The following is a 13,213-nucleotide window of genomic DNA, read 5'->3' on the forward strand; positions in this document are numbered from 1 at the left end:
ACGGTAGCCAGTCCGCAAACTGCCATAAATACCGCTAATAGAATTTCTTTGAGTGATTTGGGTCCCAGCGATTTGAAGAATTGGGGACCACTTTCGAAACCTACTGCATAAATAAACAGTGCAAAGAGGATGGCCTTAACGCCATTGTCGACGGGTACACCAATAAGACTGAGAACAACAGCGGCAAGCAATGAGCCAGCTACACCGCCGAGCTGAAATTTACCAAATTGAAATTTTCCAATCCAAAAGCCTATTGCTAAAGATAAAAACAATAGAATTTCAGGGCTATGTTTTAATTCACCTTGTAGCCATTCAATCATTTCATAGACTCACTGTTGTTATTTAATCTATTTTTGATTTGAGATTTATTTTTTGCTTTTTAAAAATACTCTTTTGGATTAAAAGAATGCAAATAGGTGGCTTTTTATTTTGATTTATATTAATCAATTGGTTAGTGTTTTATATTAATTATTAAAATACTTTTTTTATGTTAAATTACATTTTTGGAACAAAATATTATTTTTATTTAAATATATGTTTTATCTGAAAATAAAAAATATTTTATTTAAATATTTTTATTTCAGGTTATTTAAGTTGCTGTAATTAATCTTCTTTTTTAATAAGCGATTTAAAGTTAATATGTCATTTTTCAAGTATTATGATCTAATTGTTACTATATATTTAATAGAATTGTGTTTGATATTTATAGGGCTGTTAATTTTGTTGAATTATAAATTAAATATTCATCAAATATATGGGGTTTTAATTGTTTGATGAAAGATATTTTATTTTTGTGGGAAATTAAATAACCCGAATCGCGGATAAGAAATTGACTTGAAAAATAGAAGAACTAGAGCCATCAGTTGAGTTACCACACCAAACTCACAACTCTAGTCCTGATGTTTAATAGTATCGAATTATTCTGCGTAATTGATGATTTCTTTTTAAAATTTGAAGCAACCTATTGGAAATTTCTAAAGCAAACTCATCACTGTTCAAGAGCCCGAAAAGCTCAACTGAGTATTTCTGAAATCATCTTTATCGCTATTTGGTATAAGTGTTCTCACATCAATAATTTTAAAGCGTTTTTTTCTTGGTTAAAGCAGGATAAAAGTCATTTATTTAGTCACTTACCTTGTTATCAACGTATGACTCACCTCATTAATATGCATCAATTGGCACTACATGCTTTACATGTGGCTTTGATGAAAGGTCAACATCGCTCATATTTATGGATCGATTCAACCACTTTACCTGTCTGTAAAAATCAACGGATTCAGCGCCATAAATCATTAGCCAAAATTGCTTCTCGTGGTAAAAGCTCTATGGGCTGGTTTTATGGCTGTAAATTACATATTGTGATGAATCAACTTGGCGAAATCGTTTGTTCGGCTTTATCCAATGGGCATATTGCTGATATTAAAATGGTTGAGCAGTTGGGTGATGGCTTACACGCCAAGCTCTATGCCGATCGTGGCTATATCAGTCAGGAATTAAAAATCAGATTAAAAGAACAAGATATTGATTTGATTACCTATCATCGGAAGAACATGAAATCAGTTCAATTAACTGCATCAGATAAATATCACTTAAAACAGCGCAATAAAATAGAAACGTTATTCAGCCTTTTGAAAGGGCAATATAATTTAGTGACGAGTAAAGCTCGGAGTATTTCAGGCTTCTTAAGTGGCATCTATGCTTCATTATGTGCATACCAATTAAACCATCGAAATAAGCCAACAATTCAGATTATGGAATCATGGGCTTAAACAGGATCGGGTTTAAATAATTAAATTATCAGTTGTGATTTTATTTAATTGGATGGGTGTATAGATTATTAATCTTCTAAGAATATATTTTAATTTTGAAAGCTAATTAAATATAGAATTCATTGAGCTTAAGCGGAGGAATTCTTTAGTTTGAATGATGGGCTTTTGGGGATGACTATCTTGTTAAGCTTATAAAACTTCAATCTCCCAACTCGCTTCTTAAGTTAAGTACAGCGCAATTTTTCGAACTTGAGCAAATACAAAATAATATTCTCTTTTACATGAACAATATTTTTTATGTAAAAGATTGAAAATAATAATTTATCTTTTAAATAGTTCATCTATTGTTGAAGCTTTGCGGATTGGCTAGTAAAGTCGGTTTTCACCAATATATGTTGTTCATTTTTCAGTAATTACACCATACTCTGCTAGAAAGAAGCAGCAAGTAATGCTCTTGCTGCTTTAATAATAGGAAGGGAAGCTATTTGGTTAAAGTCGAATTTCGAATTGAAGATACTACAAAAAGAGGGTGGTAGAAGTGGAAAAACCTAACAAACAAACTGAGTGGCTTTAGCTTCTTGTTCGGGGCTTATGACATAAGATAAAAAATAAATTTGGAATTCCCAGTCATTTCTGAATGGTATATTTTGATAGTTAAAAGATAGATAAAAAACAATAGAAATAAGGAGAATAATGATGTTGTTATTGGAGGAAATTTATAAAAGCTATAAAGCACAAAATTCAGCACATTTTAATTTAAGAATTCATCGTGGCTTAGGCTGGTTTAAAAAGGCATTAGAGTTGGATCAGGATCTGGAATTTAAATTTATCAGTCTATGGATCAGTTTTCATGCCATTTATGCAGATGACAGAGACACCATTTTAGCTCCAGCAAAGTTGTATCAGTTTCTAGAAACCCTTTGCCAAAAGGATCTGGATCAGAAAATTAATCATATGATATGGGAAAAATACAGTCAGCCAATCCGTTCGCTATTGGATAACTCATATCTAGATCAGAGCTTTTGGGATTATCGCAATCAGAAAATTAGCCTAGAAAACTGTCAGGAAGACCAAAAAAATCAGAACCAACAAATACAGAATGCCTTGCAGGAGCGAAATTCTGTTGAAGTTTTAAGGCTGCTATTTCATCGTTTTTATACATTACACCATCAGCTCATGCATGGCGGGATCACATACCATAGTTCGCTGAATCATAAGTCATTCGAGGAAAGCTGCCGGATTTTGGCGGCTTTAATGCCGGTATTTATCTGTATTTTAATAGAAAATGCTAAAGCTCTTGATCTGAAAAAACCGTTCTATCCGGTCGCTCAAGTCAGCTAAATATGCACTCTACCTCATGCCGGTGTTCTTGCATGATGCCATTGATCTGCTAAAGCAAATACACTGGCGCAAAGAGCCAGCGCCATTCCTGCAAGACAGGTCATGCTCCAGCCGCCATGGTGCCAGGTATAAACACCAAGTGCAGAACCACAGGCACCCCCAATAAAATACAAGGTCATATAAAGTGAATTGACCCGAGATTTGGCATCTGGGCGCAAGCGAAAAATTACGTTCTGATTACAGCTATGGGTGATTGCGAGCCCTAAATTAATCAGTCCATAACCCAGAATATAGCTCAGCAAAGATACTGCACCAAAATATAAGAATAGCCAGCTACCAATCAGGATAGAACAGCCAATCCAGCTCAGGATTTTGATATCGCCTCGATCAGCCCATTTACCAATGACCTGAGTCGAAAGCGCGCCAAACACCCCAATCAGTGTAACTAGACCGATCATAATATCAGACAGCTGAAAGGGCTTCTGGGTAAGTAACAAGGCTATGGTAGAAAACAGCATACTCATGGCAGCAAAAGCGCATGCTCCTGTAAGCGAGCGCAACACCAGGCGTGGTTCCTGTTTTAGTAATATCGCCATGGATTTGAAAATGGCTGTATAGCTGATTCTGAGACGTGGCAGGCTCGGTAATTTTCCTTTTAAATAGAAACTCAAACCAAACATGGCGATGCCACTGACCCCATAGACCATTTTCCAGTGAAACAGATCGGAAAGTAATCCTGCAATACTGGTCGAAAGCAGAATACCAACCAGTAAACCGCTCATCAGGAAGCCAACGACTTCTCCGGTTTTTTCCGGTTTCACCGCCATGGTGGCCAAGGGAATCAGGATCTGTGCAGCCACAGAAAAAAGCCCCGCAATAATAGTTCCAATCCAGAGCATCGGCAGATTCACCGCACTGGCGCAAATAAATAAGCCTACGGCTGCACCCAGCATAAGAAAGGGAATAAGTTTACTTTTATTTAGCATGTCGCCCAAAGGCACAATAAACAATAAGCCCAATGCATAGGAGATCTGGGCAAAGGTAACGGTGAGTGCCACTTGGGATTCAGGAACCTGATAATACTGCTGAATGGATGAAATCAAAGGCTGGCAGTAATAGTTTGCTCCCGCACATAAACCACAAGCAATAGCCATTAGCCAGAGCAAAGATTTATCTTGGCTAATGTCGAAAGAAGTGTGCATAAAAGTCCCTTGCTTAATGTATTAGCGGCAATCAGTGGCTGCTTTATTTCAATCAGCAGGAGTATAGCAAGACACGGGACAGGAATGAGTCTACACGCAGGTAAAGCTTGATCTTTGCCACGCTATTTCATTGCCTGAATTCAAAACTCTTATTTTGGGAAAGGCTATAAATCTCTCTCTAAAACATTTTGAAATTATTGTATCCACCACATTTTACTGAATCAGTTTAGTGAGCGAGTTTCTTCTTTGATAAGGTAATCATCATCACACCGACAATATTTAAGGCACAGCCGAACCATTGAATCATATTCATTTTTTCACCCAGGAAAAAGGTGGCCAAAATAATGGTCAGAATAGGGCCAATCGATGCAATCATGGCAGATTGTGAAGCACCTAAGCGCTCAATACTCTGCATCAATAATACCGTAGGTAAAACCGTAACCATAAAGCCCAGCCCAACGCCATACCAGATGACGGTACTGGGTAACTGCGCAAGCAAGCCCATCGGATTCGGGATTGCAATCAGATAATGGGTCAGTGTGCCAATACAGGCAATGCTCAGTGCAAGACCGGTAAAGTTCCATGAACCGAATTTCTGAATCAGTCGCGGCGTCAACAATAGGTAGCTTGCAAAGGCCACAGCACTGGCAAAAACCAGACTCGCACCCAGCCAGAAATTACTTTGATGCGGAACATTGCTTTGTTCCTGCAACATCACAATCACCGTACCGCCATAGCTGAGCAAAATCGCAAACAGACTTTTAAAGCTTAAGCGTTGTTTGTAGATGATGCTTGAAGCCAGAACCGTCATCGTAGGATATAAAAATAAAATAATCCGTTCCAGTGAGGCACTGATATACATCAGCCCGGTGAAATCCAGCCAGCTCGCCAAGTAATAGCCGATCAAGCCTGCAAGGATCAGTAAGCCCCAGTCTTTACTACCCAGGTTTTTACTCTGATGTCGACTTAACCAGCAAATGAGAAGGAAAAAAGGCAATGCACTGGCCATTCTTAAAGCCATGAGTACGGTGCCATCAACCAGTGGGGAGAGTGCATAGGTCTGTTTAATAAAAATAGCTTTGGTACTAAACAAAAAGGCGGCACAAACAGCGAATAATGAACCTAATTGTGTTCTTGTTAGACTCAGTTTCATTTTACCTACTTGGGGCGTGTTTTAAGTATGAAAGAGAAGGTGTGGAAATGTGAATTATAAAGTTTTTAGCAAACGAGGTGAAATGCAAAAATATGATGGTTAAGATTCCAATTGGGAATGAATCCCTTTTTATGAATTTAATTTATTTCAAGAAAACAGCGATCACAGAAAGAGGCTGGACTCAATTGAAGCAAGATTCTTTGCAAAGATCCGATGAATGAGCTGAATGTAGAGTAGAAAAAAAGATAAAAGGCTAAAATTGGATGATTTTAATCAGTAGAAATAGCAATATTAGAGTAAATACTTAGAATTTGCACCAAGATGGTGCGAAAAACAGCCACTTAGTTAAGAATACGATTAAATCATCATCAAGCGAAATGGTCAGCAAAAAAAATTAAGTATTTTTTTGACCTGCTTAGACTTATGGCGAGTAAAGCTTGGTTAACAAAAATAACAATTGAAATTGAACCCCACAGCAACCAATTGATTTTTATTTTGCAGCTTGTTTTTAGAATTGATCTTTTAAAAAAACATATAAATTTTCTGTTTAATTAGACTATGTGTCATGTCACTTTCACCAGCTTTATCAAAAGTAGTGTCTAAATAGGCTGCTTTAGCCCTAAATCGGGGCATCTTTAAATGAAGGTTTTATTTTAAATAAAAACTTGGATTGTCAAAATGATCAAATCGAAATTTTTTAAATTGTGTTAAAAAAATCGACAGCAGCGTTTAAATATAAAAATTTAGAAAGTATTGCAAAGATATTTAAGGGGAGAAAAGCAAGTTTATTTAAAGCGAAACCGATAAATACAATATCGTATAATTATTTTTATGAATCATCAGTTCAGTATGTGGGTATTTATTAAATAAATATTGGGTGGTAATTTAAAAAAGTTCAATTAGAATCCAAAAATTCAACAAAAATGCATCTAGGGGGAAACATTGCTAAACGCAATGTTTACTTAAGAAAAATTAGCTTGAGGAAGGCTCATGCAGATCGGAATCCCAACCGAAACTGTTGTCGGTGAAAATCGCGTGGCAGCAACGCCAGAAACAGTAAAGAAGTTGATCAGTGCTGGTCATACAGTGGTCATTGAACGTGGAGCGGGGGTGAAAGCCGCTTATATTGACAGTGCATATGAACAAGTCGGTGCCAAAATTACGGATGATGCCTATACCGGCAGTCAGATTATTTTGAAAGTTCGTGCACCTAAAGGTGACGAAATTCAAAAACTTGCTCCAAACAGCGCCGTTATTGCGATGTTTGATCCGTACCGCAATACTGAACTTGACCAATTTGCATCTGCGCAGGTGTCTGCATTTGCTTTAGAGCTTTTACCCCGTACGCTTTCCCGCGCACAAAACATGGACGTCTTGTCTTCGCAAGCCAATTTGGCCGGTTATAAATCGGTACTTTTGGCTGCGACAGAATACCAGCGCATGTTCCCAATGCTGATGACTGCTGCAGGTACGGTTAAACCTGCCCGTGTTGTCATTATGGGTGTTGGTGTTGCAGGCTTGCAAGCAATTGCAACTGCGAAGCGCTTGGGTGCTGTAGTTGAGGCAACAGATTTACGTCCAACAGCTCGCGATCAGGTTGAGTCTTTAGGCGGTAAATGGCTAGACGTGCCAATGTCTGACGAAGAAAAGCAGAAAGCTGCCGATGCTGCTAAAAATGGTTATGGATGGATGCCAGGTGAGCAATACATCAAAGACCAGGCAGCGATTGTCGACAAAGCCGTTTCCAATGCGGACATCGTGATTACCACTGCGCTTTTACCAGGCCGTGATGCACCGCGTTTAATCAAATCTGAAACCGTGGCCAAAATGAAACCGGGTTCAATCATCCTGGATATGGCGGTTGAATCAGGCGGTAACGTTGAAGGTTCTAAGTGCGGCGAAAATGTCGTGACCGAAAATGGCGTGACCATTTTAGGTATTCCAAATATCCCCGCAACAGTGGCAACTGAAGCTTCAGCACTGTATGCACGGAATGTCTTTAATTTTCTGGAAACTCTTTTTGATCAAGACAAAAACTTTGTCATTAATCCTGAAGAAGAAATTCAAAAAGCGCTACTCGTTGCTCATGGCGGTCAAGTGCTATTAAAGCGTGGTTAAGGAGATAGATCATGGTTGAAACGATTACAATTTTCGTCCTTGCCATCTTCGTAGGTTACTACGTGGTTTGGGGCGTAACACCCGCTTTACACACACCGCTTATGGCTGTCACCAATGCACTGTCTTCCATTATTGTGGTCGGTGCAATGATTCAAACTGTGGGCTTACCAATCATTGGTGTCGATGCCAACGTGGCTTTCCAAAGCGTGAATATTGTCAGTGTTTTGGGTGCGATCGCTGTGTTCTTGGCAAGTATCAACATTTTCGGTGGCTTTGCAGTAACTGCACGTATGCTTGAAATGTTTAAGCCGAAGCAAAAGAAAAAAGAGGGTTCATAAATGGAATTTATTCGAGACTATGCGGATTGGTTCTACTTGGTAGGCGCCGTTCTTTTCATCTTAACGCTTCGTGGTTTGTCTGGTCCTAAGACGGCTATTCAAGGTAACCGTTACGGCATGATCGCAATGGCGATTGCTGTGATCACGACTTTCTTTGTTGCTGAGCATCCTGTGGTCTGGATGATTATCGGTGCAATGGTACTCGGTGGTGTAGTCGGTATTGCACGTGCACGTACTGTTCCGATGACGCAAATGCCTGAAACTGTTGCATTGATGCACTCATTGGTCGGTTTGGCAGCAGTTTTAATTGCGATTGCTGCAATTCTACATAATAACCAGCTGACAGCATTGTTTACTCAAAATCAGACTGCTTTGGAAGCGGCTGGTGTTCAGCATGCACACATGAGCAAAGTTCATTTATTTGAATTGTTTGTAGGTTGTTTTGTAGGTGCAATTACCTTTACAGCCTCTGTATTTGCCTATGGTAAGTTGGCTGCGAAAAAATGGGCTAAAACGATTTCGGGTAGCTGGGTTAAACCGGTACAAGCGGTCATTTTCCTTGCCATGCTCGGTTTTGGTGTTCAGTTTTTCTTAACTGGTGATATGACTGCATTCTGGGCAATGACTGGTCTTGCGCTAGCATTTGGCTGGGTATGGATTGCACCCGTTGGTGGTGGTGATATGCCAGTGGTGGTATCACTTTTGAACTCGTTCTCGGGTTGGGCAGCAGCAGGTATTGGTTTCACTTTAGAGAACAACATGCTGATCGTTGCAGGTTCACTAGTGGGCTCATCAGGTGCGATTCTGTCTTACATCATGTGTAAAGCGATGAACCGTTCGATCATCAACGTATTGTTTGGTGGTGCAATGGGCGGAACGGCAGTTGCAGCAACGGATAATGGTGAAAAAGTTCAGCGTAACCACCGTTCAGGTTCAGCAGATGATGCGGGCTTCTTGATGTCAAATGCTGACAGTGTTGTGATTGTACCGGGTTATGGTATGGCACAAGGCCGTGCACAAAATGCAGTAAAAGAACTGTGTGAAATCTTGAAAGAACAAGGCGTAAAAGTCCGTTTTGCGATTCACCCAGTGGCAGGTCGTATGCCGGGTCATATGAACGTATTGCTTGCAGAAGCGGATGTTGCTTATGAAGACATCCTGGAAATGGATGAAATCAATACAGATTTCCCTGCAACTGATGTGGTTCTGGTGATTGGTGCAAATGACGTGGTTAACCCTGCGGCAAAAGATGATCCAACTTCACCAATTTACGGTATGCCAATTTTGGAAGCGCATAAAGCGCGTACCATCATGGTGATCAAACGTTCTATGGCAACGGGTTATGCAGGTCTGGATAATGATTTGTTCTATAATGAGAAGACCATGATGATCTTTGGTGATGCCAAAAAAGTCGTGGAAGACATGACCAAAGCAATTAACGGCGGCGGTCACTAAGCTTTATTATTCATAAATCTCCCCCTAACCCCTCTTTGTAAAAGAGGGGGGACATAACAATCCTCTCGTAAAGAGGAAATGTTCCCTCTTCTGAAAAAGGTAAGGAGTACTGCTCCTCAAGGGGAAGATTAAAATAAGAACCACCTTCGGGTGGTTTTTTGTTTTTAGAATGGATGATTCTTAAAAAGATAAAAAAGATAAAAAAGATCAGAAATGATAGGAGCCTAATTGTAAATCATTCAATTTATTATCTTGTTTGGTGCATTTTTAAGTGGATAGGTGGCTGAAATGCTTTATAAAATGGCACTTAAACCTCTATTTTCACGACTTATTTAAACATAATGTTTTTGATTGGTTTGTCCACCAAGATAAAACAGCTTTAACAGATACATGTTTACTAACATTTCAAAATAAAAAAATATATTCCTTAAATTTGGCATTTCTTTTGCTATCTCGTGAATAAGTTATAGAGGACTGTTCATGAAAATAATAAAGTATCTCGTGTTGCTGTTATGCGTATGTTCACTACCTGCATTTGCAAGTGAAGCCGCCACAAATACGGCCAATATTCAAGAAATACGATTGTCACTCGACAGTGTTTGGGTGGTGATGGGCGGTATTTTGGTCTTCTTTATGCAGGCCGGTTTTGCATTGGTGGAAAGTGGTTCTGTACGTAGCAAGAATACCGTTAATGTCCTCATGAAAAACTATATGGATGCTTGTCTGGGGGGATTGGTCTTCTGGTTGGTCGGTTTTGGTTTGATGTTTGGAGTCAACACTTCAGGTTGGATCGGCACCACTCATTTTGCACCCAATGTGATGGAGGATTGGCATTGGAATTTATTGTTCTTCCAAATGATGTTTGCTGCAACGGCGACGACCATTGCCAGTGGTGCAATGGCGGAACGAATTCATTTTATTGCATACGTGGTGAGTGCTGCCGTAGTGAGTGGCTTGATTTACCCGATCTTTGGTAGTTGGGCATGGGGCAGTATTTTTGATGGTTCGGGCTGGTTGAAAGCTTTAGGCTTTATCGACTTTGCCGGTTCAACCGTGGTGCATTCAATCGGTGGCTGGGTGGCCTTGGCAGGTATTATTGTATTGGGACCTCGCTTGGGTCGTTTCGGACGGAATGGACAAAGTCACCATTTGGCAGGGCATAACTTACCTTTGGTTGCTTTAGGGGGTTTTATTCTATGGCTGGCATGGTTTGGTTTTAATGCTGCCTCAACAGTAAATGCCAGTGTGAGTATTGGTCGAATTGCCTTGAACACACATTTGGCTGCCTGTACTGGAGCAGTCGCTTATATGCTGTATGCCATGATTCGTGGCAAAGCGATTCTGATGAAGACCACCATTAACGCATCGTTGGGTGGTTTGGTGGGAATTACCGCAGGCTGTGCAACCATGTCTCCCATCTTTGCAGTTTTGACTGGTGCAATTGCAGGTTTGCTAGTGAGTACGTTGCCGACCTTAATGGAAAAATTAAAACTTGATGATGTCGTGGATGCAGTCACTGTGCATGGTTTTTGTGGGGCATGGGGAACAGTGGCTGCAGGCCTATTTTTTGAAACCGATCTGTTTAATTTACACATTATTTTAATTCAGGTTTTAGGAGTGCTCGTCGCATTTGCCTGGGGTTTTGGAATTGCCTTGATTGTATTTAAAGTACTGGAAAAGATTCTGGGCGGTTTACGCGTTAGTACGCAACATGAGCAACGTGGTTTGGATTATACCGAACATGCAGAACTGTCTTATCCCGAATTTCAGCACGATGTAACTTTTGAAACTGATGATATTACTAAACGCCATTAAGGAGTGAAGTCATGCCGAATGAATTACTCAGTCTGATGCAAAAAAAACAAGCAATTGAACGTGGCTTAAGTCCTTATATGCAAGGTACCCTATTGAAAAGTGTTTTGAATTACTGGGAACAGGAATATGGCGACAAACCTTCTTTTGTACTGAATCGCTTCTTAAGTGAAATTTGTAATACCGATGAATTGCGCTGTTATCGCAAGGATATGCTGAAACAAGTTTTATCTGAAATGTCGATTGTTGAAAAACATGTTTTATTAGAGATAAAACCTCAAGCAGAATTGGAAGATTTGATTTCAACTCATCTTTCAGATGCTTTCTCTGACTTGATTGACAGTGTGGTGCTGACTGTTGTAGAGGCTGATTTTAATGATTTTAATGAGGAAGTTAAAAAACAACTGCAATTGATGGGTTTGGCCATAGTGACTTCTGCAAAAATTAATGAGACTGCTTTTGTAGAATTTTTACCGCTGACCCGCTATGCCGAGGTCATTACCACGATCTATGAATGTTATTGCGAGTTTTATGGACCAGTGAAAGCAGATCAGGTTTATGCACGAGTGAAAAACAACATTAAAACCAAATATCCTGATGTGAATTTACATCAATTATTATAAAGGTTGTGGAACTTGATGATTGAACTTAAAAGATAAAGCTTCAGTCATGTGAAATGACCGATGCTTAGAAACAGAACCACCAAGATGAAAAAAGCGACCTTATGGTCGCTTTTTCTTGCTTTAAGCAGATTCTGGAGTAGCACGCCATAAGCTTTCAAGGTCGTAAAATTTACGCGCTGTAGGAAGCATAACATGAACCACTACAAAACCAAGATCGATTAAGATCCATTCCGCATCACGTTCACCTTCAACGCCGATCGGGCGGAAACCCGCTTTACGTGCTTCTTCAGCAACATTATCTGCGAGGGCTTTAATGTGACGGGTTGATGTGCCACTAGCAATGACCATATAGTCTGCTACATTGCTAATCGCGCTTACATCAAGTTCAAGAATATCTTTTGCTTTTACATCTAATAGGGCTTCATGTACAACTTTTAAGCAAGCTTGTACATCTTTAGCTTGAGAATTCATTGTGTAATCGAGAGAATTAGAAGCGCTGGGCGATGGTTCTAAATTCATAAAGGGTTTTATTTCCGGACAATAACTCATCGTGTAATATAGCGGTTTTAGTGCCGAATTTCAATTCTGTTCATAATTTAACTTTACGGATATTTTACAAAATATTTATCTTTCCAGGCAAAAGAATGTTTGGAATGGGCTTGTGGTCGATATTCAGCCGCAGTATAGCCTGCATAGTTGCTTTGATTAAGCCATTGAAAAAATTCTGCAAAATTAATTTGCGCCGTATCGGGTTCATGCCGTCCCGGCCAGTCTGCAAATTGAATATGACCAATATCGTGAATATTTTCTTTTAAAGTTTCAAAAATATTTTCACCCATCATGGCCATGTGATAGCAGTCATATTGCATTTTCAGGGCAGGGTTTTGTACGGCTTCAAGCATTTCTTGTGCTTGAGCAATGTTCTGAACCAGAAAGCGCGGCATATCCGTGCCATTAATCATTTCAAATACCGGTTGGATTTGATGTTCAATCAGCATGGAACAGGCAAGTTTCAAATTTTTCGCCAACGTATTTAAGCACGGCAATAGGTCTGCATCCAGCGGTTGCTTGCCCGCCAAAATATTCACGCTTGGCACCTTCAGTGCTGTGGCATATTGAATAGCTTGTTCCAAACCGCGATGAAATTCAAGCTCCATTCCCGGTACACCCGCAACACCATTACCACCTTGCATTAAATCGCCCGCTGGCACATTAATCAGGCAAAGAGTGAGGTCATAAATGGTCAGCTGGGTTTGTATTTGTTCAATGCTGAGTTCATAGGGAAACTGAATTTCAATATGCTTAAATCCCTGTGCGCGAGCCAGAGCAAAACGCTCAATTAAAGGCACTTCAGTAAAAATCATCGATAAATTTACGGCTAACTTAATCATGCCTTGCTCCT

Annotated in this window: 11 protein-coding genes and 1 pseudogene; 7 read left to right on the forward strand and 5 right to left on the reverse strand. The window is 39.7% G+C overall.

The window, feature by feature from the left end:
• A pseudogene (locus tag ACKI4H_RS17380) lies at positions 1–320 on the reverse strand (aspartate-alanine antiporter); the annotation flags it as partial.
• 579 nt (positions 321–899) lie between these two features.
• Between ACKI4H_RS17380 and ACKI4H_RS17385 the strand changes: the two are divergent.
• Both ACKI4H_RS17385 and ACKI4H_RS17390 read left to right on the forward strand, forming a co-directional pair.
• A complete protein-coding gene (locus ACKI4H_RS17385; RefSeq protein ID WP_407308132.1) occupies positions 900–1,769 on the forward strand; it encodes an IS982 family transposase in 870 nt (289 codons plus the stop codon).
• A 696-nt stretch (positions 1,770–2,465) separates the two neighbouring features.
• Complete coding sequence (locus tag ACKI4H_RS17390) at positions 2,466–3,110, forward strand: hypothetical protein (protein ID WP_407308135.1); 645 nt, start codon at positions 2,466–2,468, stop codon at positions 3,108–3,110.
• A gap of 14 nt (positions 3,111–3,124) precedes the next feature.
• Here ACKI4H_RS17390 and ACKI4H_RS17395 read toward each other — a convergent pair whose 3' ends face one another.
• Together ACKI4H_RS17395 and ACKI4H_RS17400 are read right to left on the reverse strand one after the other, a co-directional pair.
• On the reverse strand, positions 3,125–4,312 hold the full coding sequence (locus ACKI4H_RS17395; RefSeq protein WP_407307972.1) for an MFS transporter: 1,188 nt from the start codon (positions 4,310–4,312) through the stop codon (positions 3,125–3,127).
• Between the two features lie 226 nt (positions 4,313–4,538).
• Positions 4,539–5,465 carry a DMT family transporter gene (locus tag ACKI4H_RS17400; protein ID WP_407307974.1) on the reverse strand — a complete coding sequence of 309 codons (927 nt, stop codon included), beginning with the start codon at positions 5,463–5,465 and terminating at the stop codon, positions 4,539–4,541.
• Between the two features lie 990 nt (positions 5,466–6,455).
• On the opposite strand from ACKI4H_RS17400, the gene ACKI4H_RS17405 reads away from it, so the two are divergent.
• The 5 genes from ACKI4H_RS17405 (at position 6,456) to ACKI4H_RS17425 (ending at position 11,811) form a co-directional block, all read left to right on the forward strand.
• On the forward strand, positions 6,456–7,583 hold the full coding sequence (locus ACKI4H_RS17405; protein WP_407307976.1) for a Re/Si-specific NAD(P)(+) transhydrogenase subunit alpha: 1,128 nt from the start codon (positions 6,456–6,458) through the stop codon (positions 7,581–7,583).
• Between the two features lie 11 nt (positions 7,584–7,594).
• Entirely contained in the window at positions 7,595–7,921 is a 327-nt protein-coding gene (locus tag ACKI4H_RS17410) for a proton-translocating transhydrogenase family protein (RefSeq protein ID WP_407307978.1), read from the forward strand.
• Entirely contained in the window at positions 7,922–9,376 is a 1,455-nt protein-coding gene (locus ACKI4H_RS17415; protein ID WP_407307980.1) for an NAD(P)(+) transhydrogenase (Re/Si-specific) subunit beta, read from the forward strand.
• A gap of 480 nt (positions 9,377–9,856) precedes the next feature.
• Positions 9,857–11,191, forward strand: a complete 1,335-nt coding sequence (locus tag ACKI4H_RS17420; RefSeq protein ID WP_407307983.1) for an ammonium transporter — start codon at positions 9,857–9,859, stop codon at positions 11,189–11,191.
• An 11-nt stretch (positions 11,192–11,202) separates the two neighbouring features.
• Positions 11,203–11,811, forward strand: coding sequence for a hypothetical protein (locus ACKI4H_RS17425; RefSeq protein ID WP_407307985.1), 609 nt, complete (start codon positions 11,203–11,205; stop codon positions 11,809–11,811).
• A 120-nt stretch (positions 11,812–11,931) separates the two neighbouring features.
• Here ACKI4H_RS17425 and rsfS read toward each other — a convergent pair whose 3' ends face one another.
• A complete protein-coding gene (gene rsfS, locus ACKI4H_RS17430; protein ID WP_131317097.1) occupies positions 11,932–12,330 on the reverse strand; it encodes a ribosome silencing factor in 399 nt (132 codons plus the stop codon).
• 83 nt (positions 12,331–12,413) lie between these two features.
• A complete protein-coding gene (locus ACKI4H_RS17435; RefSeq protein WP_407307987.1) occupies positions 12,414–13,202 on the reverse strand; it encodes a hydroxypyruvate isomerase family protein in 789 nt (262 codons plus the stop codon).
• Between the last annotated feature and the right edge of the window lie 11 nt (positions 13,203–13,213).

Origin of the sequence: Acinetobacter sp. (assembly GCF_045628685.1) — a bacterium.
Classification (GTDB): domain Bacteria; phylum Pseudomonadota; class Gammaproteobacteria; order Pseudomonadales; family Moraxellaceae; genus Acinetobacter.

What these genes read in the sequence shown, in the direction of transcription:
- ACKI4H_RS17420 (WP_407307983.1), top strand. Translation starts at nt 9,857, where the DNA reads ATGAAAATAATAAAGTATCTCGTGTTGCTGTTATGCGTATGTTCACTA.
- ACKI4H_RS17400 (WP_407307974.1), bottom strand. Translation starts at nt 5,465, where the DNA reads ATGAAACTGAGTCTAACAAGAACACAATTAGGTTCATTATTCGCTGTT.
- ACKI4H_RS17390 (WP_407308135.1), top strand. Translation starts at nt 2,466, where the DNA reads ATGTTGTTATTGGAGGAAATTTATAAAAGCTATAAAGCACAAAATTCA.
- ACKI4H_RS17395 (WP_407307972.1), bottom strand. Translation starts at nt 4,312, where the DNA reads ATGCACACTTCTTTCGACATTAGCCAAGATAAATCTTTGCTCTGGCTA.
- ACKI4H_RS17385 (WP_407308132.1), top strand. Translation starts at nt 900, where the DNA reads ATGTTTAATAGTATCGAATTATTCTGCGTAATTGATGATTTCTTTTTA.
- rsfS (WP_131317097.1), bottom strand. Translation starts at nt 12,330, where the DNA reads ATGAATTTAGAACCATCGCCCAGCGCTTCTAATTCTCTCGATTACACA.
- ACKI4H_RS17435 (WP_407307987.1), bottom strand. Translation starts at nt 13,202, where the DNA reads ATGATTAAGTTAGCCGTAAATTTATCGATGATTTTTACTGAAGTGCCT.
- ACKI4H_RS17405 (WP_407307976.1), top strand. Translation starts at nt 6,456, where the DNA reads ATGCAGATCGGAATCCCAACCGAAACTGTTGTCGGTGAAAATCGCGTG.
- ACKI4H_RS17410 (WP_407307978.1), top strand. Translation starts at nt 7,595, where the DNA reads ATGGTTGAAACGATTACAATTTTCGTCCTTGCCATCTTCGTAGGTTAC.
- ACKI4H_RS17415 (WP_407307980.1), top strand. Translation starts at nt 7,922, where the DNA reads ATGGAATTTATTCGAGACTATGCGGATTGGTTCTACTTGGTAGGCGCC.
- ACKI4H_RS17425 (WP_407307985.1), top strand. Translation starts at nt 11,203, where the DNA reads ATGCCGAATGAATTACTCAGTCTGATGCAAAAAAAACAAGCAATTGAA.